The 23,472-nt window shown below is 65.0% G+C and carries 18 protein-coding genes; all 18 read right to left on the reverse strand.

Annotation, left to right across the window (positions count from 1 at the left end; translation table 11 throughout):
* Positions 1-70: 70 nt before the first annotated feature.
* Positions 71-433, reverse strand: coding sequence for a flagellar protein FlaG (locus KSS94_RS19235; protein WP_217839664.1), 363 nt, complete (start codon positions 431-433; stop codon positions 71-73).
* Between the two features lie 69 nt (positions 434-502).
* Complete coding sequence (locus tag KSS94_RS19240; RefSeq protein ID WP_217839665.1) at positions 503-1,357, reverse strand: flagellin domain-containing protein; 855 nt, start codon at positions 1,355-1,357, stop codon at positions 503-505.
* A 216-nt stretch (positions 1,358-1,573) separates the two neighbouring features.
* On the reverse strand, positions 1,574-1,822 hold the full coding sequence (locus tag KSS94_RS19245) for a hypothetical protein (RefSeq protein ID WP_217839666.1): 249 nt from the start codon (positions 1,820-1,822) through the stop codon (positions 1,574-1,576).
* A complete protein-coding gene (locus tag KSS94_RS19250) occupies positions 1,822-3,111 on the reverse strand; it encodes a motility associated factor glycosyltransferase family protein (RefSeq protein ID WP_217839667.1) in 1,290 nt (429 codons plus the stop codon). The genes KSS94_RS19245 and KSS94_RS19250 overlap by 1 nt, the downstream gene beginning before the upstream one ends.
* Positions 3,112-3,163: 52 nt before the next feature.
* A complete protein-coding gene (locus tag KSS94_RS19255; RefSeq protein ID WP_217843627.1) occupies positions 3,164-4,108 on the reverse strand; it encodes a ketoacyl-ACP synthase III in 945 nt (314 codons plus the stop codon).
* A gap of 502 nt (positions 4,109-4,610) precedes the next feature.
* A complete protein-coding gene (locus KSS94_RS19260; RefSeq protein WP_217839668.1) occupies positions 4,611-7,514 on the reverse strand; it encodes a TIGR00180 family glycosyltransferase in 2,904 nt (967 codons plus the stop codon).
* A 53-nt stretch (positions 7,515-7,567) separates the two neighbouring features.
* Positions 7,568-8,302: a cephalosporin hydroxylase family protein gene (locus tag KSS94_RS19265; protein ID WP_217839669.1), complete on the reverse strand. Its 735-nt coding sequence runs from the start codon at positions 8,300-8,302 to the stop codon at positions 7,568-7,570.
* Between the two features lie 101 nt (positions 8,303-8,403).
* Positions 8,404-9,255 (reverse strand): NAD-dependent epimerase/dehydratase family protein, encoded by an 852-nt coding sequence (locus KSS94_RS19270; RefSeq protein ID WP_217839670.1) that lies wholly within the window; start codon positions 9,253-9,255, stop codon positions 8,404-8,406.
* Positions 9,252-10,475 carry a class I SAM-dependent methyltransferase gene (locus KSS94_RS19275; RefSeq protein WP_217839671.1) on the reverse strand — a complete coding sequence of 408 codons (1,224 nt, stop codon included), beginning with the start codon at positions 10,473-10,475 and terminating at the stop codon, positions 9,252-9,254. Before KSS94_RS19275 ends, KSS94_RS19270 begins: the two co-directional genes overlap by 4 nt.
* Positions 10,472-11,032: a dTDP-4-dehydrorhamnose 3,5-epimerase family protein gene (locus KSS94_RS19280; protein ID WP_217839672.1), complete on the reverse strand. Its 561-nt coding sequence runs from the start codon at positions 11,030-11,032 to the stop codon at positions 10,472-10,474. Before KSS94_RS19280 ends, KSS94_RS19275 begins: the two co-directional genes overlap by 4 nt.
* On the reverse strand, positions 11,029-12,111 hold the full coding sequence (gene rfbG, locus KSS94_RS19285) for a CDP-glucose 4,6-dehydratase (protein ID WP_217839673.1): 1,083 nt from the start codon (positions 12,109-12,111) through the stop codon (positions 11,029-11,031). Before rfbG ends, KSS94_RS19280 begins: the two co-directional genes overlap by 4 nt.
* Entirely contained in the window at positions 12,093-12,866 is a 774-nt protein-coding gene (gene rfbF, locus KSS94_RS19290; protein ID WP_217839674.1) for a glucose-1-phosphate cytidylyltransferase, read from the reverse strand. The genes rfbG and rfbF overlap by 19 nt, the downstream gene beginning before the upstream one ends.
* Positions 12,867-13,088: 222 nt before the next feature.
* The gene (locus tag KSS94_RS19295; protein ID WP_217839675.1) at positions 13,089-16,667 is read right to left on the reverse strand and encodes a glycosyltransferase; all 3,579 of its coding nucleotides are present in this window, start codon (positions 16,665-16,667) and stop codon (positions 13,089-13,091) included.
* Positions 16,668-16,787: 120 nt separating this feature from the next.
* Complete coding sequence (locus KSS94_RS19300) at positions 16,788-18,359, reverse strand: flagellar hook-associated protein 3 (RefSeq protein ID WP_217839676.1); 1,572 nt, start codon at positions 18,357-18,359, stop codon at positions 16,788-16,790.
* Between the two features lie 11 nt (positions 18,360-18,370).
* Positions 18,371-20,419 carry a flagellar hook-associated protein FlgK gene (flgK, locus tag KSS94_RS19305; protein WP_217839677.1) on the reverse strand — a complete coding sequence of 683 codons (2,049 nt, stop codon included), beginning with the start codon at positions 20,417-20,419 and terminating at the stop codon, positions 18,371-18,373.
* A gap of 11 nt (positions 20,420-20,430) precedes the next feature.
* The gene (flgJ, locus tag KSS94_RS19310) at positions 20,431-21,624 is read right to left on the reverse strand and encodes a flagellar assembly peptidoglycan hydrolase FlgJ (RefSeq protein ID WP_217839678.1); all 1,194 of its coding nucleotides are present in this window, start codon (positions 21,622-21,624) and stop codon (positions 20,431-20,433) included.
* Positions 21,625-21,635: 11 nt separating this feature from the next.
* Positions 21,636-22,745 (reverse strand): flagellar basal body P-ring protein FlgI, encoded by a 1,110-nt coding sequence (locus KSS94_RS19315; protein WP_369992253.1) that lies wholly within the window; start codon positions 22,743-22,745, stop codon positions 21,636-21,638.
* 12 nt (positions 22,746-22,757) lie between these two features.
* The gene (flgH, locus tag KSS94_RS19320) at positions 22,758-23,453 is read right to left on the reverse strand and encodes a flagellar basal body L-ring protein FlgH (protein ID WP_217839680.1); all 696 of its coding nucleotides are present in this window, start codon (positions 23,451-23,453) and stop codon (positions 22,758-22,760) included.
* Positions 23,454-23,472 lie beyond the last annotated feature (19 nt).

Below are 23,472 nucleotides of genomic sequence, written 5' to 3' on the forward strand. Positions count from 1 at the left end.
CCTTATCTGGTTAACGCCAACAAGCTCAACCCCCCCCTGCAACTAAAGGGGCGAATCGGCCGGCCAGCCGTCAGGCCTTGATGTCGAAAAGCACGCTGTTGGCATCCTGCAGGCTGCGGGCCAGTTCCAGCGCGGTTTCCGAGGGGATCTGGCGAATCACTTCACCGCTGTCGCGGGCGACCACCTTGACGACCCATGTACCGGTGGAGTCATCCACCGAGAATTCCAGGTTGCGCTGCAACGACTGGACGAAATCCTGTATTTCCTTCACCGCCGAGTGTAGCTCGGCCTCACTGCCGGGAGCGGCAGCGTCTTGTACCTGCGATGCGTCACGGACCTGGCCGAAGGCCTTGAGCGCAGCATCATCCTTATGCATGTTGCCGGCTACCGACGACACCGGATACGACGGGCTCGACTTTACGCTTATGTCCATCGTGCATCACCTCTGAAAGTAAAAAGCGAGAGAGTGCGCAGGCACCCTCTCGCTGATTTCATCGCGCTATTACTGAAGCAGTTTCAGTACGGCGGATGGCAGTTGGTTGGCCTGGGCCAGAACTGCGGTCGAAGCTTGCTGCAGGGTTTGCTGCTTGGTCAGCTGAGCGGTTTCTGCGGCGAAGTCGGTGTCTTGAACGCGACCCATGGCGGCAGCCGAGTTCTCGTTCATGCTTTGCAGGTTGTTGATGGTCGACTGGAAGCGGTTCTGGATGGCACCCAGGTCCGACTTGGTGTCGTTCACGGTTTGCAGAGCGGTGTCGATTGCGTCGATTGCAGCGTCAGCCGAGGTGTGAACAGCGGCGTCGGTGGTGCCCGAGATCGACAGGGTACCGGTGCCAACACCCAGAGTCGAAGCTGCGAACGAGGTGCTCAGGGAAACGGTCAGGGTCTGGCTGGTGCCAGTCATCGCGCCAACCTGGAACTCCATGTCGCCAGCCGAACCGTCCAGCAGTTGCTTGCTGGTACCGAAGGTGGTGGACGAAGCGATACGGGTGATTTCGTCGGACTTGGCAGCGAACTCTTTGTTCAGAGCGGCGCGTTCAGTGGTACCGTTCGAGTCGTTTCGAGCTTGCAGAGCCAGCTCACGCATACGCTGCAGGATGTTGGTGATTTCCGACAGAGCGCCTTCAGCGGTCTGGGTGATCGAGTTACCGTCGTTGGCGTTCTTGATGGCAACGGTGGTACCGGTAACCATGGTCTGCAGCTTGGTAGCGATCTGCTGGCCGGCAGCGTCGTCTTTGGCGCTGTTGATGCGCAGGCCCGAGGACAGGCGGGTCATCGAGGTGCCCAGAGCGTCAGAAGCTTTGTTCAGGTTCTTCTGCACGCCCAGCGAAGTGGTGTTGGTGTTTACGGTTAAAGCCATGACGAATTCCTCGTTGGATGGATACTGCGGCTTCCGGCCCTGGCATCCGCCGGGTGTGGCCTAGAGAACCTTCGTAATGGTTATCGTCGGTTTTGCAAGTTGCTTTAGGGGTTTCGCAAAAAAAAATGCCATCACCGCGCCACCCCTTGTATTCCGCGCCTTCCAGCCCACCCCGCGCGCCCCGCTTAAAAAATCAAGTGTGACGCACGTCACACTTTAGTGCGAAGCACCCTGCCCGATCAGGTGCACCAGCTCGTATTCCAGATAATCAGCCAGGGCCAACCAGTCCTGGCGCTGCTGTGCATCGAGCATGGCCTGCAGCAGCACTGTGCCGGCCTGCGGCTCGAGCTGTGGCAGCACCGCCTCGAACAGCTCGACCATGCGCACACCGCCCTCTACATCGCGCCCCAGGCGCATCAGTGCGGCGCACTCGCGGGCCGCCTCCACCTGACTGCTTGCACTCATTAACAGAACTCCGCATCGAACTCGGTACCGGCAATCAATGCGCCGTCTCGGCTGGTATTGAAGAAGCGCACCTCGGGGTGGCGGGCAATGAAGCGCTCAAGCTCGATCAGGTAACCACGGAAGTTGAGCTGGGTGCGCACCCGCTGGCCATGCCCGTCGAGCACCCAGTGGCTGGCATGGGTGATCGACGGGCCAAGGGCGCCATCCTCCCAGCCAGTATGGGTGCGCCCGCCCGGGAAGGCGAAATCGGCGCCGAACAATGTGATGCGCTTCACCCCAAGCTGCACCGCCAGATCCACCGCGGGGTGCAGCACGCTGCCGCCGACGAACAGTTCGGCGCGAGGGATTTGCTGACGCACCTGCGCATACAGCGCGCTGGCGGAATAGGCGCTGTAACGCGGGCCTTGCCATTGGCCGAGCAGCTCGACATCGAGCATGGGCATGTAGACCAGCGCAGTGCCCTGCGAGCCCTGCGGCGGCAGGTGACTGATACGGATGGCGTGATCGACGCTGACGACGATGTCGGGCTGGATGCCAGCCCTTTGCAAGGGCAGATAAGCGGTGTCGACACAGATCAGCAGCGGCCGCTCGGCGCGCCCGCGAATGGCCGCCAGCGCCGGCAGATGCCGGGCAAGGCTCGGGCCAGTGGCGATTACGTAGCAGTCCCGACCCTGCGCAGAGCCGAACAAACTGGCGACATCCGGATCCTGCTGCAGCAGCGGCAGGCTTGCCTCAAGCAGCCCCTGCAACCGCGCATCCGCCACATCGAAGCGGCGATTGTTGTAGGCCAGGTGGCTCTCGCTGATCAGCCGGTCGCGGATTTTTGCGCTGAAGTCGTCGGCCAGCACCAGCTCGGAGGGCAAGGCGAAAAACGGCAGCTGGATTTCGCTGCTGTCGCCGGCAAACGCCAGCTCGACGCGGGGGTCGAGCAGCCAGTCGGAATGATCCAGAAGCTGCACCACCAGCGCGAACAACGCGCCGTTGAGCAGAAATACCCGTAGACGCTGAAGGGCTGGGCGCTCCAGCAACACCCTGGGCAAGTCGCCAAGGCCCACGCCGTAGAGGTTAACCACCTCATTGTCTTCGGCAAGGCTGGCGGCCTGCAGGCGCGCCTCGGCAACCCGATCATGACGGCTGGTGAGCTGAATACCAGAGATGCTCAGGGTTGAACCCAACCCCTCCACCAGCTCAGCTTCGAGCGGCTCGCCCGCTTGCTGCTGCAGGCGCTCGAACAGCGCCGGCCAGCGTGCCTGCAGCACCTCAGCGTTCGCCTGGAAAAATTCGCTCATGCTCGAGCTTCCCTTACCTGCAAAACGCTGAAGCCTACCTGACTACGCCGGTTTATTCAGCCCGGTGAAGAATGGCCGAGCCCCACGACAGGCCAACGCCGAAGCCACTGATGGCCACGCGCTTCCAGGTGCTGTCGTGCAGGCGCTTTTCCAGCAGCAGCGGAATGCTCGACGACACGGTGTTGCCGGTCTCCAGCATGTCCTTGACGAACTTGTGTGCCTCGGACTTCTCCGGCTCTTCCTCGAAGCGCCGCGCCACGGCATCGACGATCGCCGCGCTGCCCTGGTGAATGCAGAAGGCGTCGATGTCGCTGTTGTGCAGGCCCGACTCGTCGAGCAGCTCGTGCAGGTGCGCCGGCACCTTGACCAGGGCGAAATTGAACACCTGGCGGCCGTTCATGTAGAACTCGCCGTCGGTGACTTTCAGGTAGGGTGCGCCCGCGCCATCGGTACCGAACTTCGATTTGCCCAGCTGCCAGGCGGCGTCTTCGCCCATCCAGGTAGCGGTGGCGGCATCACCGAACAGCATGGTGGTGTTGCGGTCTTCGGGGTTGACGATCTTGGAGTACGGGTCGGCGGTGACCAGCAGGCCGTTCTTCAGCCCTGCGGCTTCCATGAAGCCCTTGAGCGCATAGATGCCGTAAACGTAGCCAGAGCAACCCAGGGAGATGTCGAAGGCCGCCACATGGGTCGGCAGGCCGAGCTTGTGCTGGACGATGGCGGCGGTGTGCGGCAGCCCCTCTTCGTCACCGTTCTGGGTGACGACGATCAGCGCATCGATGGCTTCGCGCTTGAGTTCGGGGTTGGCGGCGAACAGGTTGTTGACGGCCTCGACGCACAGGTCGGAGGTTTCCTGTTCTTCAGCTTTGCGCGGCAGGAAGGCCGAGCCGATCTTGCCGAGGATGAAGGTTTCATCCTTGTCGAATTTTGCGCCTTGCGCGTAGTTGTCCAGGCCGGCAGCGGGCACGTAGCTCGCGATGCTTTTAATGCCGATCATCATGGCTTCCCAATAAAAAACAGCTCAATACCACCGCCCGGATGACTGGGGCAGCGCCTGAAAAAAACGGAATCCGCCGCCCCACGGGTGGCGCAGGCGAGCGGCAAATGCACGCCGGCCCCATTAACGATTAAAGAGGGAGATGCCCGCTCTGACCGATAGGTCACGAAATATTGCAGACAATCGCATATTTTGCCCGGGCGCGTCACCCCGGCGAGGCGGAAAGTGGGGTGAAGGCGGCACAGGTACAGCGCCTGATTCAGGCTCTGGGCGATCCTGTGGGAAGCGGCCTTGTGTCGCGATTGGGCTGCGAAGCGGCCCCAGGATCTTTGCCACCCTGCACAATCGCCGGGGCTGCTGCGCAGCCCAATCTCGACCGGACGGCGCCCCGGCAAGGCCGCTTCCCACAAAAATCGAGTCGGCGTTTAGAAGTTGAGCAAGACCGTTGCTCCTGCAGGCATAGCGCTGGCGCAATCCTGCAGGAGCGGGCTTACCCCGGCGATCAGGCGATCAGTTGCAGCCAGTCAAACGCCGCCGAAGCCGGCTTGAGGTCGCGCCCCTGGACCGCGCCCAGCCACTGTGCCGACCACTTGTCGCGCAAAGCTGCCAGCGCCGCCGGATCCTCGGCCTGCACGCTGAAGCTGCGTACTTGCGCCTGCGGCGTCCACACCGTCAACAAGCCCTCGGCAGCGGCCTTCAAGCACAGGTCGACATCGCCATAGGCGCTGGCGAATGCCTGCTCATCCAGGCCCTGCAACGCCCGGTACAGCTCGCTACCGATCATCAGGCAAGCCCCGGACACTGCCGTGCAGTTCTGCTCCACCGCCAGGCGTTGCAGGTAGCCGGTCGCCTCCGCGCCTTCGCCGGCAAAGGCCGGCAACACCTGGCCATCGGCCGTCAGCAGCAGGCCGGCCTGGCCGAGCTTGCCTTTTGCGTCGAGCAGCTTGGCACCAACCACCCCCACCTCGGGGCGCTGCGCCTGGTTGAGCAGGCTCTCGACCCAGTTGGCATTGACCACTTCGGCATCGGCTGCCAGCAGCACCAGGTATTCCCCCTGAGCCTGGGCCGCAGCAGCATTGCGCAGCGCCGCCGGGCTCAGCCGCTCGGCGCTTTGCAGCACGCGCACCTTGCCAGCCGCCTGCTGCTGTTGCGCCAGCCACTCGAGCAGCTGTGGCGACTGGCTGGCGTTGTCGGCGATCAACACTTCGTAGCGGGCATAGCGGGTGCGCTGCAGGATGCTGCTGACACAACGTTGCAGCGGCTCCAGGTTGTCTTCGCTGAGCAGCAGGATGCTCACCAGCGGCCGCTCGACATGGCGGTAGTCGATGCGCAAGGTGCCCGCCTGTGGCGCGCTGACCTGGGCTTTGTAGCCACGGCTCACCAGGTGCCGGCTCAGGGCCTGGCGGGCATGCTCGTCGTCCCCGGCCTGCGGTACGGCGGTAATCAGCAGCGGCTCATCGAGGTGGGCCAAGCCGTTGAGGCCGCCCCGCTCGATCAGGCGCAGCAGCAGGTCGTATTCCAGGGCGTCAACGAACTGCTGGTCGAAACCGCCCGCCTCCACCAGCGCCTCACGGCGCAGCAGCCAGTGGCGCGCCATCAGCGCCGGGTTGCTTTGCAGCAGGTCCAGGTTGACCCCTGGGCGCAGCAGTTCGTGCCAGGCACCGTTGGCCTGGCGCTGGATCTCGTCCACCGCGACCGCACGGCACTCTGGCGCGTTCATCAGCTCAAGGCCGGCGCGCAGCAGGCCGGTGGCGGTGAACTGGTCACCGGCCTCGGCCAGCAGCAGCCATTCGCAGGAGGTCTGGCGGGCGATCTGGTTGATCCGCTCGACATAGTCCTCGCGGCTGACCTTGATGAAGTGCAGGGTGTTGTGCAGCGAGGTGGCCATCGGCGGCTCGCCAGTGGTGAACACCATGATGCGGAACGCCTTGCTCAGGCCACCGACCAGGCTGTCGAAGGTGTCCTGCAGTGCGGTCTGGTTGTTGTCCAGGTCCAGCAGCAGGATGCCGAACTGCGGCCCGCCCTGGTGCAGCGCCAGGTGCTCGGCGATGGCGCCTTGCGCAGCGGCATCGGGCTTGCGCGCCTGCAGCCAGTCGAGCAGACGCCCGGAACGCATGTTGCCAAGCAGTTGCCGGCCGCTCTGGTGCGGCACACTGTTCAGGCGCTCCAGCCAGGCGAACAGCGCCTGGCTGTCCTCGGTATCCCCCCGCTCGCGCAGCTGCTCGGCCAGGCCGCGCACCACCTCGCGGTTGAACGCATTGCGCTTGAGTGCATCCCACAGGCGCGACCACACCGTGCCCGGCGTGTCGTTGGCCTGGGGCTGCAGCAGCTGCTCCTGGCGCAGCAGCAGCGGCTCCAGCTCCTGCAACTGCAGGCGGCCGGCCGGCATGGCGTGGATCAGGAATTCGAACGCGGTCAGTTGGTCGAAGAAGGCCTGGTTGTAGAACGGCATCTCGACGTACTGCACAGGCTGGAAGGTACGCACCGGCGGCTTCAATGGGTCGGCCCAACTCGACACCCAGAGCAGCTCCAGGGTCAGTGCCCGGCCCTTGAGCAAGCCGTCGGCCATGGTCGCGAAGCTGTCCAGCGCCAGTTGGCGCCGGCCCGCATGGTCCAGGCCCTCGATAGCGGTCGGCAGGCCGGCAAAGAAGTCGGCGTAGCGTTCACGCTCGGCAACCGCCTTGGCATCGGTAAACGCCAGCACGTGATACACCTCGGTGTTGTGCTCCGAAACGCCGTAGTTGGTTTCCCGTACCGCATAGGGGATCGGCAGCAGGCGCGCCTTGGCATTGGTCAGCAGGAAGTAGGCATGGCCGATTTCCTGCCACTCGAAGCTGGTACCGGCTGGCAGCAGCTCGAACCACTGCTGCAGCAGCGCGGTGCGGGTGATGGCGTAGAACGGCGGGATGAACTCGCCCATGAAGTCCAGCAGGCGCTGCTCGGCGCGCGGTTCGGCGTAGTCTTCGCGAACCTTTTTATTGCGCCGGTGGTAGAGCACCTGGGTGGCCTGGGCCAGGTAGTTCAGGCAGTAGCCGTGGCACAGGCCGTAGTCAGGGTTGGCATCCAGGAAGTCCAGCGACTGGTTCATGCCGTCGAACAGCAGGAAGTCGTCATCGGCGGCGAACGCCATGTACGGCGTGCGCACCAGGTTTACGCCATAGGTCAGCTTGGCCTGCAGGCCCATGTAGGAAAACTGCGGCAAGTGCAGGTATTCCACGCCCGGGTACTGGGCAGCCATTGCCGCTGCCGATTCGGTCGAGGAGTCCAGTACCAGGATCGAGCACGGGTAGTCCTGGTAGTACTGCAGCGTGCGTTGCAGGAACGCCTGACGGTTGTGCGTCATCACTACCAGCGTCAAGCGCTCGCGTAGCGGGGTTGCCTGGTCTGCCGCAAAATTGCCTTGCATAGTCTTCACCACCATTGGCGTTGCCGCCGAAGAAATCGAACTGTGTAAGTGTCTCAGCGAACCCGGCGCAGGTAGCCGTCCGGCGCCACGGTGATCATCAGCTTGTTCTGCATCTGGTAGTCGATCTCGAAGCTGTCGTTACCCTTGAGGTACTCCCAGACCGCAGTCTTGGGGTTGTCACCCACATCCCACGGGCGGTCGGGGAAGGAGCCGGCCGGCATGTCTTCGACCACGGTGTCCATCACCACGCAGTAGCTGCCCACGGCCACCAGCGGCGCGTACAGCTCCAGCTCCTTGAGCACGTGCGCGTGGGTGTGGTTGGAGTCGAGCACCACGATGACCTTCTTGCCCGCGGCGATCGCCCGCACCTGCGCGGCAATGCCCTCGTCGATGCTCGAGCCCTGGATCATGCGCACGCGCTTGCTCATCGGGTGCGCCTCGATGGCTTCGCGGTTGTGCGCGCGGATGTCGATGTCGATGCCCAGCACCTCGCCATGGCCCTGCAGCTCCAGCAGGGAGGCGTAGTAGAGGATCGAGCCGCCGTGGGCGATGCCGCACTCGATGATCAGGTCCGGCTTGACCTGCCAGACGATCTCCTGCATGGCCATCATGTCCTGGGGCAGCTGGATGATTGGCCGGCCCATCCACGAGAAGTGGTAGGTGTACTTGTGCTCGGCGGACTTGTCGTAGAAGTCGCGGGACAGCTGCTGCAACGCCTTGTCTTCACCCTGGGCGGCAATTTGCGCGGTGCATTCGGCTTCGAAGGCCTTGATCGGCGAGTCGGTCATTTATCGGGTCTCGGTAGACAGATGTGCTGAACGGGCGCTGTCGACGGCATGGCAGTGGCCAGCGGTCATACGGCGGTTTGATTCGGGGTAACTGGAATACTTCACTGGCAGGCCCCCAGCAGTGTCCGCAACTGGCGGGCATCGCCCCAGAACGCCATGGGTTCGTGGGCCGGGTAAGGGTAATGGCCCAGGTTCAGCGCAATCTTCGCGCCGCGGCTGGCGATATGCGCCTCCACCAGGTTGCGTACAGATATCGGCCGACCGCTGCAGCAATTGACTACGCCTGTGAAATCGCGCAGTTCGAGCAGCCCGGCCAGGTTGGCGACAACCACCTGCACAGGCAGGAAATCGCGCAGCTGCTCACCGCCAGACATGTCGAAGCACGCCTGCCCTGCGTCGATGGCGCGGTCCAGCGCCGCCAGCAGGCTGTTGGGGTTCTGCCCCTCGCCATACAGGTAGAACAGCCGCACCCATTGCAAGTTGAACGGTAATTGCCGGGCCAGGCTCTGCAGTAACTGCCGCAGGCTGTGCTTGGCCAGCCCGTAGGGGTTGGCCGGCTGGCACAGCAGCGCCTCGCTCAAGGCGCCGTCCTGCAGCCCGTATTCAAAGCAGGTGCCGGTGACCTGCACCTGGCTCACCCCGGCTTCGACCGCACGGCGGATAAAACCGTAGTCGGCCATCAGGTTGTGCTCGAGGTGGAACAGGCCCTGGTAGTTCGGCAAACCGGGCCAGGCCAGGTGCACCAGTGCATCGATGCCCTCGCACAACGTACCCACCGCCAACTGCGGGTCGTGGATATCGGCGCTGACGAACTCGACCTGCTCGAACCACGGCAGCGCCCGGGCTGGCTCCTGCCGGCGCGCCACGGCACGCACCTGATGCCCGCGGGCGAGCAGCTCGGCGACCAGGTGCCGGCCGACAAAACCGGTGGCACCGGTGACCAGCACTTTCATAGGACAGTCAGCTCCGGCACGGCGATGACGAAACGCCCGCCCCATTCACGGATGTGCGCCTGCTGCTCGCTGACTTCCTTGAGCAGGTTCCACGGCAACACCAGCACGTAGTCAGGCTGCTCGATGGCCAGGCGCTCCGGCGCCACCACCGGGATGCGGCTGCCCGGCAGGAACTTGCCCTGCTTGTGCGGGTTGGCGTCGGCGACCCAAGCCAGCAGGTCGGGCTTGACCCCGGCATAGTTGAACAAGGTGTTGCCCTTGGCGGCAGCGCCATAGCCGACCACGCGCTTGCCCTCGGCCTTGGCCTGCAGCAAGAAGCGCAGCAGCTGCTGCTTGATGCGCTCGGCTGCTGGCGCCAAGGTGTTGTAGAAGGCCGCCGTGGTCACCCCGACCCGCGCCTCGATCCCCAGCAAATCATCGACACTGGCCTGGCGCGGCTGCGGGCCGCCGGCGCGCTGGGCGAACACCCGCAGCGAGCCGCCGTGGGTGGGCAACTCGCTGACGTCGAAGATCTCCAGGCCGTTGCGTGCGCACAGGGTGTTCACCGCCGTCAGCGACAGGTAGGAGTAGTGCTCGTGGTACAGGGTGTCGAACTGGTGCTCGGCCATCAGGCACAAAAGGTGCGGGAACTCGAAGGTGGCCACGCCATCGGCCTTGAGCAAGGTGGCGAAACCGCGCAAGAAATCGTTGATGTCCGGCACGTGGGCCAGCACGTTGTTGGCCGCCATCAGGTCGGCCGACCAGCCCTCGGCCACCAGCGCCTCGGCGGTTTGTTCGCCGAAGAACACCTCGCGAATTTCCAGGCCCTTGGCACGCGCCGCCTGGGCGGTGCTGCGGGTGGGTTCTACCCCCAGGCACGCGATGCCGCGCTCGGCCACGTACTGCAGCAGGTAGCCGTCGTTGGCCGCGATTTCCACCACGCGGCTTTGCGCGCCCAGGCCAAAGCGCTCGACCATCTGCGCCACGTAGTCGCGGGCATGGGCCAGCCAGGAGCTGGAGTAGGAGCTGAAATACGCGTAGTCGGCATCGAACAGCGCATCGGCCTGGGTGTAGTCCTCGGTCTGCACCAGCCAGCAGTGCTCGCACACCGCCACTTTCAGCGGCACCCAGGCCTCGGCGGCGGCCAGCTGGTCGGCACGCAGGTAGGCGTTGGACGGCGGCGCGGTGCCGAGGTCGATCAGGGGCAGGCTCAGGCAGGTACCACAGCCACGGCAGTTCATGGACACACTCCGGCAAACGATGGCGTCAGCCAGGGGTGTTCGGCATCCCGGGCAGACAGATTCTTGACAGCCAGCGGCCAGTCGATGGCCAGCTTCGGGTCATGTACCGACAGCCCGCCTTCACGGCCCGGGGCATAGTCGGCGCTGTGCAGGTACAGCAGTTCGGCCTCCTCGCTCAACACCTGGAAGCCATGGGCGAAACCGGCCGGGATCAACAAGCTGCGGCCGTCGCCGGCGCGCAGGTGCTCGGCGTGCCAGTGCAAAAAGGTCGGCGAGCCTTGGCGCAGGTCCACGGCAACATCCCACACCTCGCCGCGCAGGCAGGTGATGAGCTTGGCTTCCGGGCTGTCGCCGAGCTGGTAGTGCAGGCCGCGCACACTGCCCTGGCCGACGGTGTGCGAATGGTTGATCTGGCGCACATGGAACGGCGTGCCCAGCTCGCCCAGGCTGCCCTCGCAGAACAACCGCGAAAAGCGGCCACGGGCGTCGCCATGGCTTTTGTGTACCACGCTGAACAGGCCGTCCAGGGGCAAGGCTTGCAACTGCAGATCGGTCACGACAGCTCCGCGTACAGGTTCAACTGGTCGAGGGTGAAGGCGCGCATGTTGTCGCCGCGCTGCCAGGCCAGGTGCCAGTCCAGGGTGTGGCGCAGGCACTCGTGCAGCGACCAGCGCGTGCGCCAGCCCAGCACCTGGCGGGCGCGGGAGCTGTCCAGGCGCAGCAGGCCGGCTTCATGCAGCTCGCTCTGCTCCACCTGCACGCCCGGTGCATCCGGCCACTGCCGGGCCAGATAACTGACCACTGAACCTACGCTGCACATGTCCTGCTCGCCCGGGCCGAAGTTCCAGGCACCGGCGTAGGCCGGGCCTTCTTCGTACAAGCGCTCGGCCAGCAGCAGGTAGCCGGCCAGCGGCTCCAGGGCGTGTTGCCAGGGGCGCACGGCTTGCGGGTAGCGCAGGGTGACCGGCTCGCCGGCCGACCACGCCTTGAGCACGTCGGGGATCAGGCGGTCGGCGGCAAAGTCGCCGCCGCCCAGCACGTTGCCGGCGCGCGCGGTGGCCATGGCCATGCCGTGTTCGGCGTGCTTGGCAGCCGGGAAGAACGACGCCGCATAGGATTGCGCCAGCAGCTCGCAGCAGGCCTTGCTGCTGCTGTACGGGTCGTGCCCGCCGAGGGCTTCGTTCTCGCGGTATGGCCAGGGCCATTCCTGGTTGGCGTACACCTTGTCGGTGGTCACCAGCACGCAGGCGCGCACACCGCCGACCTGGCGCACCGCCTCCAGCAGGTTGAGGGTACCCATGACGTTGCTCGAATAGGTGCCCAGTGGGTCGCGGTAAGCCTCGCGCACCAGCGGCTGCGCCGCCAGGTGCAGGACGATCTCGGGCTCGGCTTCGGCGATCACCTCGAGCAGCGCGCCCAGGTCTCGCAGGTCGCCGCGCACATCCTGGATGCCGGTGCCGGCCTCGGCCAGCTCGAACAGGCTGGGTTCGCTGCCAGGGTCCAGGGCAAAGCCTGTCACCTGCGCGCCCAGTTCGCGCAGCCACAGCGCCAGCCAGCTGCCCTTGAAGCCGGTGTGGCCGGTCAGCAGGACCCGCTTGCCCTGCCAGAACGACGGGCTCAGGCCCACTGCTTCCATGGGGCCTCCCCGCTTTGCCAGAGTTGCTCGAGGTGGTTCTTGTCGCGCAGGGTGTCCATCGGGTGCCAGAAGCCGTCGTGCTGGAAGGCGTTCAGCTGCGCTTCGGCGGCCAGCCGGGCCAAAGGTTCGGACTCCCACGAGGTCTGGTCGTCGGCGATGTAGCCGAGCACCTTGGGCGACAGCACGAAGAAGCCGCCGTTGATCCAGCCGCCGTCACCGCGGGGTTTCTCGACGAAGCCTTTGACCTGGTCGCCGTCACGCTCAAGGGCGCCGTAGCGGCCCGGCGGTTGTACGGCGGTGACAGTGGCGAGCTTGCCGTGGGCCAGGTGGAAGTCCACCAAGGCGCCGATGTTCAGGTCGGACACGCCGTCACCGTAGGTGAAGCAGAAGGCGTCTTCGTCTTCCAGGTAACGCGCGGCGCGGCGCAGGCGGCCGCCGGTCATGGTCTCCTCGCCGGTGTCGACCAGGGTGACGCGCCACGGCTCGCTGTAGTTCTGGTGCACGTCCATGCGGTTGGCGCGCATGTCGAAGGTGACGTCGGAGGTATGCAGGAAGTAGTTGGCGAAGAAATCCTTGATCGCATAGCCCTTGTAGCCCAGGCAGATCACGAAGTCATGGATACCGTGGGCCGAGTACTGCTTCATGATGTGCCAGAGAATTGGCTTTCCGCCGATCTCGATCATGGGCTTGGGCTTGAGGTGGGACTCTTCGCTGATACGCGTGCCCAGTCCACCGGCCAGAATTACCGCCTTCATGTTGTCCCCTCTTGTTCGTCACCGGCCATGGCTCGTGTGGTTGCACGATTTATGGCGATATCAGAGGGGACTTGCAGGAAACGCGCCAGAGTGGGTTATGCAAGTGCTTGTAGGCGCAACGGTGGTGTGCTGGCTGTGCCGGCCCCATCGCCGGCAAGCCGGCTCCTACAGGTACAGCACTGACCTGAAGCTTCCCACAGGCTTTGCGTGCGGTTTCTTGCGCTATGGCATCCAGCCGCTGTACCAGTGCTGCACGTGCTCCTCGCGCAGCACGTAGTCGCGCAGCACTTCCTGCTTCAGGCGGTCGCCCTGGCGGTAGCTTTCGTCCGGGTCGGCCAGGTGCATGCGGATCGCCTGCAACCACTCCTCGGTGCTGTTGGTCTTGATCCGCGTGCACGGCAGGTAGCCTTCGTAGGCGCGGGTGTCGGTGACGATCACCGGGTAGCCGCACACCCCGTACTCCAGCAGGCGCAGGTTGCTCTTGCAGTCGTTGAAGATGTGGAACTCCAGCGGCGCCAGGGCAAGGTCCAGGTTCAGGCTGGCCAGCTTGGCCGGGTACAGCTCCATGGGCACCGGCGGGTGGAACTCCTTGAGGTACGGGCGCAGCGCCGGCGGGCACATGCCGAAGAAAATCCAGTCCACCTCGTTGGCCAGGGCCTTGACCACCTCGGCGATCACTTCAAGGTCGCCGGTGTGGCTGGTGCCACCGCCCCAACCCACACGCGGCTTGCGCGAACTGCGGCGCTGGCTGCGCAGGCCGGTCCACAGCTGCTCGGCGAGCATGTTCGGCATTACCCGAATGTCGCTGTGCGCGCCGTGCAGCGCGTCGGCCAGGGCCTGGGTCGAGACTACAAGCCGGTCGCAGCGCTCGATGCCGCGGCGCAGCGATTTCTGCAGGTCGTGCGGCACGTGCTTGAGGTGGTCGTTCTTTTTCGGCACATCGACCACATAGTCGTCCAGCTCGTAGATGCAAAAGCCCTTGGAGAAGGTCTTGAGGCGCTCGATTTCCTTGACGAAGTTCTCCTGGTAACGCCCCTGCACGACCACCACATCCGGCGAGCTGCGCTCAAGCTCCACATTGGTGGGGATCTCGAAGTATTGCTGCTGGGTCACCCAACCAGCTTTGTCCAGCTCGGTCAGCGGCTGGATCACCCGGTAATGGCCGACGGCGCCGGTGTTCATCGGCAGCGCCAGCACATGGGGCAGCGAGCGCCCGGCAAACGGCATCCAGCCGGCTTTAAGGCCCGGGTCCAGGCAAAAACCGGAGCCGCCCAGGGCCAGGTTGATGTTGTAGGCCGGGTCGCGTGCCACCAGCGGCATCCAAACCTTGGCAAACACCTCGTGCTGCTGCACCAGGCGCGCCTGGCGCTCGGCGCTGCGCGCCGCATCGGGCGCTACGTCTGCCGGGCGGTCCAGCACCAGCCGGGCATCGGGCGCCCACACCACCAGGTAACCGGCCTGGCCCAGGCGCAGGCCCAGGTCGATATCGCTGAAGGCGACGCCGAACTGCGCATCGTTCAGGCCGCCGACACTGTCGAACAGCGCCTTGCGCACCAGCAGGCAGTCGGCCGTCACGGCCGAGTAGTTCTGCGCCACCTGCAGGCGCTGCATGTAGCCACCCGCCTCTGCCGGTTCGCCAACGAAGGGTGATGCCACCCCGCCACGCAGCCCCAGCACGCTGCCCGCCTGGACCACCAGGCCACGGGCATCGCACAGCTTGGCACCGACAGCGCCGACTTCTTGACGTTGGCCGTGGCTGAGCAGCGCATCCAGCCAGCCCGGCTCGGTGACCACGGCAAACGGGCTCAGCATCAGCAGGTAGTCGCCCCGGGCCTGTTGCGCTGCCAGGTTCTGCTGCGTGGCGAAGCTGGTTTCTTCGCCCAGGCTCAGCACCCGCAGCTTGCCGCCACCCAACTGCTGCATCGCCGCCAGCCAGGCGTGAATGTCGGCGCCAACGCTTGCGTTGTCGACGATCAGCACTTCGTAGTGCGGGTAGGCGGTCTTTTCCAGCACGCTTTCCAGGCAGCGCTCAAGCGCCGGCAACTGGTCGCGCACACTGATCACCAGGGTTACCAAGGGCTGCGCGGCATGCAGGTAACGCACCTGGTTGATCAGTCCGTCACTGTTGCGCAACTGGTAGCTGACGCCCAGGCGCTCGAGGTGCGCCTTGAGCAGTTGCGGGTTTTCCTCGATCACTGCCGCCGACGACAGCCAGGCGGCATAACCGAAGGTGCTCTCGCCCAGCACTTCAGGGATGTGCTCGATGACGTGCGGCCCCTGCGCCTCAACCAACCGCCAGAGCAGGTCATGGGGGGCCAGTTCGCGGTAGCCGGCAGCAAAACCGCCCAGGGCCTGCAGCGCGCTGCAGGAAAACGCCAGCATGCGCCCGGTGTAGGGGTAGCCGCGCATCAGGTCGAGGTTGAAGTCGGGCTTGAACACCGGCTCCTGGGACTCGCCTTCACGCAGCACACCCTCATCCCCATAGCAGCAGGCAATCTGCGGGCGCGACACGATGCGCTCGGCCAGCAGCATCAGGCTGAAGGCGCTGAGGCGGTCGCCGGCACGCAACAGGTAAATCCAGTCCGCCCCGCCCAGTTGTGCGAGCTGGGTGTTCAGTTGCACGCCCCAGTCGGCCTGCAGCGGCTGGCTGATGACCTTGGCGCCCCACTCCCCTGCCTTGGGCGTGCGTGACAACACCAGGGTGGCATCGGCGGCGTAGGCCTGACCTGCGATGCTGTCCAGCGTCACTTGCAGCGCCTGGGCGTCGCCGTCGCTGTCAATCACCACCGGCACGATGCGCGGGCGCACTGGCCAGTGCTCGCTCAGACGCATCAGCCGCGCCAGCACCAACGGGTCCTGGCGGCAGGCCAGCCATTTGCCATAGAGCTCGGCAAAACTGTCGCTGTCGCTGCCAACCTTGGAGTCATGAATGGCCTGCAGGCAGCGCAAAGTGTGCACCAGGAACAGGTTGTCCCAGGCACGCGGGGCGTCGAGCTGGTCGCCCTGGAGGAACTGCACCCGCACCCAGCCGCTGAATGGTTCACCCTCGCGGGTGCGCGCGGCGAACATGTCACGCAGGTGCTGCGCCTCTGTTGCGGCGGCGGTCTTGATGTCGGCCTGGCTGCTCAGCTGGCCCGGGTGGACCCGCTCGATGCAATGCACCCCGGCAGTCACGCCCAGGTGCCCACGGCGCAGCAGGCACACGAACAGCACCAAATCGAGCAGCGCCACGAACCCCGGCGCCAGCGCCGGTAGCAGCTCGCGCAGGTCACTGGCGCGCAGCAGCACGCAGCTTAAGCCACCGATGAAATTGAGCTGGCGCGTCTCGAAGAAGTCCAGCAGGTCGCTGCCATTGAACAGCGTGGCGCCAAAGGTGAGCGGGCTGGTTTCCAGGCGCTGCGGCAGGATGTGGTCGCCTTCATCCCCCAGGTGGCGGCGGGCCGCGACCAGGCTGATCTCGGGCTGTGCCTGAAAAAGCTGCACCTGGCTGGACACGCAATCGGCCATCAGGCGGTCGTCGTCGCAGAGGAACTTGATGTAGTCGCCCTGGCTGTGCTCGAGCCCCGCCAGCAGGTTACCGGCAAACCCCAGCGGCTCGAGGTTGCGCAGGTACAGCAGCGGGTGGCGGGCCAGTGCGCGCAGCTCCTCGACCGAGGCTTCGATCTCGGGCCCACAGCTGTCGTCGCAAACGATGATTTCGAGGTTTTCGTAGTCCTGGGCCAGCGCGCTGGCCAGGGCCGCACGGAAGAACCGCGGGTTGCAGGCGGGGATGACGAGGCTGACCAGGGGGGCTGGGTTCACGGGGGAAATCTCTCGACAGGCGACTGCCCGCAGAGAATTCAGAACAGTCGCAACCACAGGGGAAACACGGCGCCGTCACCCTCGCCCCGGGCGGGCGGAGGGTGACGACAGCAGGCGCACTCAGAGGGCGTTGAACAGGCTCAGCTGGCTGATGCGGGCAAACGCGGTCTGCGACGCTTCGAGCATGGCCTTCTGCTGGGTCAGGCGGATCACCACTTCGGCAGGGTCGGAGTCGCGGATCGACGACTGGGTGGTGGTGTTGGCAATGGTCAGGCTCTCGTTGGTGGCCTGCTGGATTTCCAGCGCCTTGCCCCGGGCACCGATATCGGTGACGGCGGTGCTCAGCGAGTCCTGGCCGCTCTGGATGTTGGCAATGGCCGAGTCCAGGTCGGCACGCAGCTGCTGGTAGGCCGCCGCGTCACCTTCGATCGGCTTGCTCAGGGCGGTGCGCAGCTGGGCCACGGTGTCCAGCACATTCTGGGTCTGGTGGTTGTCCACGGTCACCATGTACTGGTCGCCCGACTGCTGCGGCGGCGTGGTGCTGAAGGTGAAGTCGACACCGGCGGCCGAAGCCACGTTGCCAGCCATGGTGCCACTCGCTACCGGGCGGCTGTCGGCGGTCAGCGGCTGGGCATACAGTTCGAAATCGGTGGCGCTGGTGAACTTGATCACCGCACCGCCGTTGGGGAACATCGCCTGGTACTTGGCCGGGTCGGTGATGCTGGCCGAGGTCACCTGGGCGCTGGACGGGTTGCCCGGGCTGCGGGTGGTGTTGATGGTGTCGGGCTTGCTCTGCAGGGTGAAGCTGTGGCCTGCCACGGCGGTGTCCGGCACGTCGCCATCCTGCAGGTTGATGTTCAGGCGCAGGTCGACCCCACGGAAGCTGACCACCGAGCCGCCGGCGGTGTTCGGGTCGAAGGTACCGCCCTGGGTGGCCTCGGCGGTGACGTCGTTGCCCAGGCTGTCGGTGATGCTGAACTGGGTGCTGCTGAGCATGGTGATGGTGTACGGCTGGCCGCTGCGGAAGCGGTCGTTGTAGGTGACGCTGCCGGACACCTGGCCGTTGGACAGCTTGACCCGGCCATCGTCCACTGCCGGGGTGGCCAGGGTGGTCTCGGTGCGGCTGGTGTTCAGGGCCTGCTGGAACACACTGAAACCGGTGCTGTTGCCGGCCATCTTGAGCATGTCACCGACCTGCAGCTCGAGCTGGGTCTGGTCGCCCTGGTAAGAGTAGGTGCCATCGGCATTGCGCACGAACGGCGCGGTGTCGGTCTTGGAACCGGCGAACAGGTACTGGCCGTTTTCATCGCGGCTGTTCATCAGGCTCAGCAGCTGGTCTTCCAGCTGGCCCAGCTCGGCGGCCTTGGCCTTACGCTCGGTGTCGGTGTAGCCGGCGTTGCCCGACTCCAGTGCCAGCTCGTTGACCCGCGTCAGGATCGTGTTGATCGAGTCGAGCGTGGTCTCGGCCTGGTTCAGCGAGTTGGTGATGTTGGTGGCGTTGGTCTTGTACTGCGCCAGCATGTCTGCCTGGTTGCCCAGTTGCAGCAGGCGCGCCGCGCCCACCGGGTCATCGGCGGCGGTGTTGACGCGCACGAAGGAGCTGGCTTCTTCGTTGGTCTTGACCACGTTGGAATAGTTGCGCTGGTAGTTTGCCGCGCTCGACTGGTAGAACTGGGCCGTGGAAATACGCATGGGCAAACTCCTTAAAGCGCAGCGATCAGGGTGTTGAAGATTTCCTGCGCCGTCTTGATGATCTGCGACGAGGCGGTGTAGTACTGCTGATACTTGACCAGGTTGCCGGCCTCTTCATCCAGCTGCACGCCGGACACCGAATCGCGGGCGGCGGTGGCCTGGGTGAGGATGACGCCGGTGGCCTGGGAGTCCATCTGGCCCTGCTTGGCCTTGGCGCCCACGCTTTCCACCAGCTTGCCGTAGGCGTCGGTGATGCTGATGCCCTTGGTCGAACCGATGTCCATGGTCTGCTTGGTCTGCAGGCCTTGCAGGGCCAGCGCGTTGCGGTTGTCCGAGGAGCCGGCGCCGGTCAGCGCGACGCTGAAGGTATCGCCCTCTTTGGGCGAACCGGCGATGTCCATCTCGAAGGTGAAGTTCTTCTGCGTGCCGCTGGCGTCGTTGATCGGGTTGCCGGCGCTGTCGATCATCGGCACGCTGAAGCTCAGGGTGTTGCTCTGGCCCGGCACGAAGGTGCCGGTGCCGATGCTGTTGCCCTTGGCATCGAAGGCTTCGTAGGTTTGCGGCGAGGTGGTCTCGCTGCCGAACACCAGGCGTACCGGGGTCGAATACTTGATGCCGGTCTGCAGGTCGAGGCGCTGGGCCGGGTCGGCGATGTCCAGCACCGAGGTCAGCACCGGCTGGGTGATCACACCGGTACCTTTGTTGCCGCTGTTGGTGGTGGCGGTCAGCGGTGCGGCCAGGGCCAGGCGCTTGGCGTCGGTGAGCACCACGTCCATTTCGGCCGAGGCATTGCGGGTGGGGGTGATCTTGAAGCTGTCGCCCACTGCCGCAGTACCGCTGGCCAGGTCGATGCTGAAGCCATCGATCACCGGCGCCGGGTCGTCGTTGGTGCTGAAGGTGCCCATGTCGGTGCCGTCAGGCAGCTTCTTGACCTGGTACTGGTCAGTGCCAGGGCCGACGAAGGTCACCTGGTAGTCGCTGGTGCTGAGCTTGCCGGTATCGCGAATGACCACGTTCAGGTCGGCGCTGCCGGTGTTGCCCACCTTCGGCGTGCTGCGCGCCGACATGGCTTTGTCGCTGTTGATGTCGTTGAACAGCGCCGCGCCGAATTCACCGTTCTTGTCGATGCCCTGCCCCAGCTGGGAGTTCATCTGTTCGGCAACTACCAGGGCGATACGGCCCAGCTCGTTCATGGCCGGGGCCAGGGTGTCGCTGCGGTAGCGCAGCAGGCCGCCCATCTCACCGCCGGTGATGCTGCTGGTGATGTCCATGGTGGTGCTGCCGCGGTCGATCTTGACCGCGTACTGGGTCGGGTCGGTGGCGCTGGGCTCGGCGCTCATCTTGTTGGTGGTCTTGCCCAGCACCAGCGACTGGCCGTTCTTCAGGTAGACGTCGATGCTGCCGTCACGCTCAACGGTTTGCACGCCAACCAGCTCGTTGAGCTGGCGCACCGCTTCGTTGCGTTGGTCAAGCAGGTCGTTGGGCTGGCCGGTGATCGCCGACACCTTGGAGATCTGCTCGTTGTACTGGGCAATGCTCGAGGTCAGTTCGTTGATACGCGAAGTCAGCGAGCTGAGGTTGCCGTTGATGTTGGTGTTCTGCTCCTTGAACTGGGCAGACAGGCTGTTGAAGCGGTTGGCCAGGGCGTCGGCGTTGCTCAGCAGCAGTTGGCGCGAAGCGTCTTCGGTCGGCTTGTTGGCTGCGCTTTGCAGGGCCGAGAAGAAGTTGGCCAGGGCACTGGTGATACCGGTGTTGCTGTCGGACAACAGGTTGTTCAGCGGCGTCACCTGGTTCAGGTAGGTGGTGCTGTCACTGTTGAGCGAGGTGGCGGTTTGCAACTGCGCGTCGAGGAACGAGTTGTACACCCGGCGAACATCGGCCAGCGTGGTGCCGGTGCCCATGAACACCTGGCCGTCCTGGACCGAGCCCTTGCTGCGCTGGATGTTCTGCTGACGGGAGTAGCCGGCGACATCGGCGTTGGCAATGTTGTTGCCGGTGGTATGCAGGCCCGACGAAGCGCTCGTCAGCCCAGACATGCCAATGTTGATCAAACTCGCCATGGTTCAAGCCCTTAAAGTTTCGTTGTGGTACCGAGCGACGCGTAGCTCTCGTACGACTTCATCTGTCTTGCGATCTGCGAGATCTTGCTGGCGTAGTTCGGGTCGGTGGCGTACCCGGCCTTTTGCAGCTCTCGCACAAACTGTTCTGGTTTATCGGCCGACTTCACCGCTTCTTGATAGCGAGAGTTGTTCTGCAACAGGCTGACCAGGTCGTGGAAGCTGTCCTGGTAGGAATCGTACGAACGGAACGCTGCGGTTTCCTTGACGAACTGGCCGTCGCGGAACTCGCTGGTGATCGCCCGCGCCTCGCCACCCTGCCAGTTGCCGGTGGCCTTGATGCCAAACAGGTTGTGGCTGCTGCTGCCGTCGCTGTTGCGCATGACCGACTTGCCCCAGCCGGTTTCCAGGGCGGCCTGGGCCACCAGGTAGCGCGGGTCGACGCCAATGCGCTTGGCGGCCTGCTCGGCCATCGGCAGCATGGTGGCAACGAATTCGTCGCTGCCGGCGAAGGCTTTTTGCGGCGCCAGCGGCGGCTGGGCCACGGCGCGCCCGAGGATGCGCATGCCGTTGCTGCTGCTGGCGGCGAAGGCCTGGGCCGGTTCCCAGTCACCCTTGACCACGCCATCGACCAGTGGCTGGCCGTCGCGGGCCGGCACGGCGGCAGTGTTGGTGGTGGCCGCCGACGGCACGATACCGGCCAGCAGGCGGTCGGTGAGCTTGCCAGGCAGCGCCAGGCGCCGCGAATTGAGCGCCGCCACATCGTTGCGGTGCACGCTGGCCTGGGTGGCGTTGGCGGCGGCATCCACCTTGGTGCCCCACAGCGCCGGGGCATTGCCCTCGATACGCGGGAACGGGCTGGTGTTGACCGGCGCGGCCTTGTTTTTCGACAGCTGGCGCACCAGCACGTCCTGCAGGCCGATACCACCGCCCTCGCGGGACAGGCTCACGGCCAGCTGCTGGTCGTACATGTCGCGGTACTGCTTGACCGTCGAGCTGTTCATCGGGCTGTCTTCGTCGGCCATCACATCGGTGGCCTTGCGCGATGCCTTGAGCATTTCGCTGACGAACAGCGACTCGAATTCCTGGGCCACCTTGCGGATGTTGGCCTCGCTGTCACGGTCACCGTGCTTGAGCGAGTTCAGGCGGTTGAGGTCGGTGAACGCGCCGCTGTCGCCACTGCTCGAGACCAGGCTTTTGCTGTCCATTGCCACCGCCCTCAGATCACGATCAGGTCGGCTTGCAAGGCGCCGGCCTGTTTCAGGGCTTCGAGGATCGCCATCAGGTCGCCAGGGGCTGCGCCCACCTGGTTCACCGCACGGACGATTTCATCCAGCGTGGTGCCCGGGCCGAACTTGAACATCGGCTTGGTTTCCTGCTCGGCGTTGACCCGCGAACGTGGCACCACGGCGGTTTCGCCATTGGAGAACGGGCCGGGCTGGCTGACGATCGGGTCTTCGGTGATGGTCACGGTCAGACTGCCGTGGGTCACCGCGGCCGGCGACACCTTGACGTTCTGGCCAATGACGATGGTGCCGGTACGCGAGTTGATGATGACCTTGGCCACCGCCTGGCCCGGGTCGATCTCGAGGTTTTCCAGGATCGACAGGTAGTCGACGCGCTGGTTCGGGTCCATCGGCGCACTGACCCGCACCGAACCACCGTCCACCGCCTGGGCCACACCTGGGCCGAGCAGTTCGTTGACCTTGTCGACGATGCGCTTGGCGGTGGTGAAGTCGGGGCGGTTGAGGTTCAGGGTCAGGCTGTTGCCCTGGTTGAAGCCGCTCGGCACTGCGCGCTCGACGGTGGCGCCGGCAGGAATGCGGCCGGCCGACGGAACGTTGACGGTGATCTTCGAGCCGTCGCGGCCCTCGGCGTCGAAGCCGCCCACCACCAGGTTGCCCTGGGCGATGGCGTAGACGTTGCCGTCGATACCCTTGAGCGGGGTCATCAGCAGGCTGCCACCACGCAGGCTCTTGGAGTTACCGATCGAAGACACGGTGATGTCAACCGCCTGGCCGGGCTTGGCGAAGGCTGGCAGGTCGGCATGCACCGACACCGCAGCGACGTTCTTCAACTGCACGTTGCCGGAGCCTGCCGGTACCTTGATGCCGAACTGCGACAGCATGTTGTTGAAGGTCTGCAGGGTGAACGGGGTCTGCGTGGTCTGGTCGCCGGTGCCGTTCAGGCCCACCACCAGGCCGTAGCCGATCAGCTGGTTGGTACGTACGCCGGAAATGCTGGCGATATCCTTCAGGCGTTCGGCGTGGGCGGCGAACGCGCAGGTCATGAGCAGTGTCGCGGCAATCAACCGCCTAGCGTTGAACATGGTCATCCGTACTCAGAAGGGCCAGAGCGGGCTGATGAAGAAGCGATCGAGCCAACCGGGCTGGCTGGCGTCGGCGAACGAACCGGTACCGGAATAGGTGATGCGCGCGTCGGCCACACGGGTGGACGGCACGGTGTTGTCGGTGGCGATGTCGTCGGCGCGGATCATGCCGGCGATACGCACCAGCTCTTCACCGGTGTTCAGGGTCATCCACTTTTCGCCGCGCACGGCGATGATGCCGTTGGGCAGCACCTCGGCGACGGTGACGGTGATCGAGCCGGTCAGGGTGTTGCCTTGCGATGCCGAGCTGGCACCCTTGGTCGCACGGGTGCCTTCGTAGCCGGCATTGAGGGTGAGGTCGCCGCTGCCCAACGGGTTGTTGGTGTTGGGCACGGTACCGAACAGCGAGGTCAGGCCGATGTCAGCCTTGCTGTCCTTGGCGATCTGCGAGCCTGCGTTCTTGCTGGCCGAGGTGCGCTCGTTCAGGGTGATGGTGATGATGTCACCCACCCGGAACGCCTTGCGGTCGGTGTACAGGCTCTGCTCGAAACCGGCCTGGTAGATCGAACCGTTGTTGGCCGCTGCCGGCAACGGGGTGCGCGGCAGAACCGGCGCGTAGTACGGGTCGTTGGGCTTGGGCGTCGGCGCGACGCAACCGGCCAGCGACACCGCCCCCCCCAGGGCGAAAACGGACAACAGACGCTTCATGTTGCATACCTCACGGTGT

The organism is Pseudomonas fakonensis, from assembly GCF_019139895.1.
Lineage (GTDB): Bacteria > Pseudomonadota > Gammaproteobacteria > Pseudomonadales > Pseudomonadaceae > Aquipseudomonas > Aquipseudomonas fakonensis.

What these genes read in the sequence shown, in the direction of transcription:
- KSS94_RS19255 (WP_217843627.1), bottom strand. Translation starts at nt 4,108, where the DNA reads ATGATCGGCATTAAAAGCATCGCGAGCTACGTGCCCGCTGCCGGCCTG.
- KSS94_RS19240 (WP_217839665.1), bottom strand. Translation starts at nt 1,357, where the DNA reads ATGGCTTTAACCGTAAACACCAACACCACTTCGCTGGGCGTGCAGAAG.
- flgK (WP_217839677.1), bottom strand. Translation starts at nt 20,419, where the DNA reads ATGGCGAGTTTGATCAACATTGGCATGTCTGGGCTGACGAGCGCTTCG.
- KSS94_RS19275 (WP_217839671.1), bottom strand. Translation starts at nt 10,475, where the DNA reads ATGAACTGCCGTGGCTGTGGTACCTGCCTGAGCCTGCCCCTGATCGAC.
- flgH (WP_217839680.1), bottom strand. Translation starts at nt 23,453, where the DNA reads ATGAAGCGTCTGTTGTCCGTTTTCGCCCTGGGGGGGGCGGTGTCGCTG.
- KSS94_RS19315 (WP_369992253.1), bottom strand. Translation starts at nt 22,745, where the DNA reads ATGTTCAACGCTAGGCGGTTGATTGCCGCGACACTGCTCATGACCTGC.
- KSS94_RS19250 (WP_217839667.1), bottom strand. Translation starts at nt 3,111, where the DNA reads ATGAGCGAATTTTTCCAGGCGAACGCTGAGGTGCTGCAGGCACGCTGG.
- KSS94_RS19300 (WP_217839676.1), bottom strand. Translation starts at nt 18,359, where the DNA reads ATGCGTATTTCCACGGCCCAGTTCTACCAGTCGAGCGCGGCAAACTAC.
- flgJ (WP_217839678.1), bottom strand. Translation starts at nt 21,624, where the DNA reads ATGGACAGCAAAAGCCTGGTCTCGAGCAGTGGCGACAGCGGCGCGTTC.
- KSS94_RS19265 (WP_217839669.1), bottom strand. Translation starts at nt 8,302, where the DNA reads ATGACCGACTCGCCGATCAAGGCCTTCGAAGCCGAATGCACCGCGCAA.
- KSS94_RS19260 (WP_217839668.1), bottom strand. Translation starts at nt 7,514, where the DNA reads ATGCAAGGCAATTTTGCGGCAGACCAGGCAACCCCGCTACGCGAGCGC.
- KSS94_RS19235 (WP_217839664.1), bottom strand. Translation starts at nt 433, where the DNA reads ATGGACATAAGCGTAAAGTCGAGCCCGTCGTATCCGGTGTCGTCGGTA.
- rfbG (WP_217839673.1), bottom strand. Translation starts at nt 12,111, where the DNA reads ATGGAAGCAGTGGGCCTGAGCCCGTCGTTCTGGCAGGGCAAGCGGGTC.
- KSS94_RS19270 (WP_217839670.1), bottom strand. Translation starts at nt 9,255, where the DNA reads ATGAAAGTGCTGGTCACCGGTGCCACCGGTTTTGTCGGCCGGCACCTG.
- KSS94_RS19245 (WP_217839666.1), bottom strand. Translation starts at nt 1,822, where the DNA reads ATGAGTGCAAGCAGTCAGGTGGAGGCGGCCCGCGAGTGCGCCGCACTG.
- rfbF (WP_217839674.1), bottom strand. Translation starts at nt 12,866, where the DNA reads ATGAAGGCGGTAATTCTGGCCGGTGGACTGGGCACGCGTATCAGCGAA.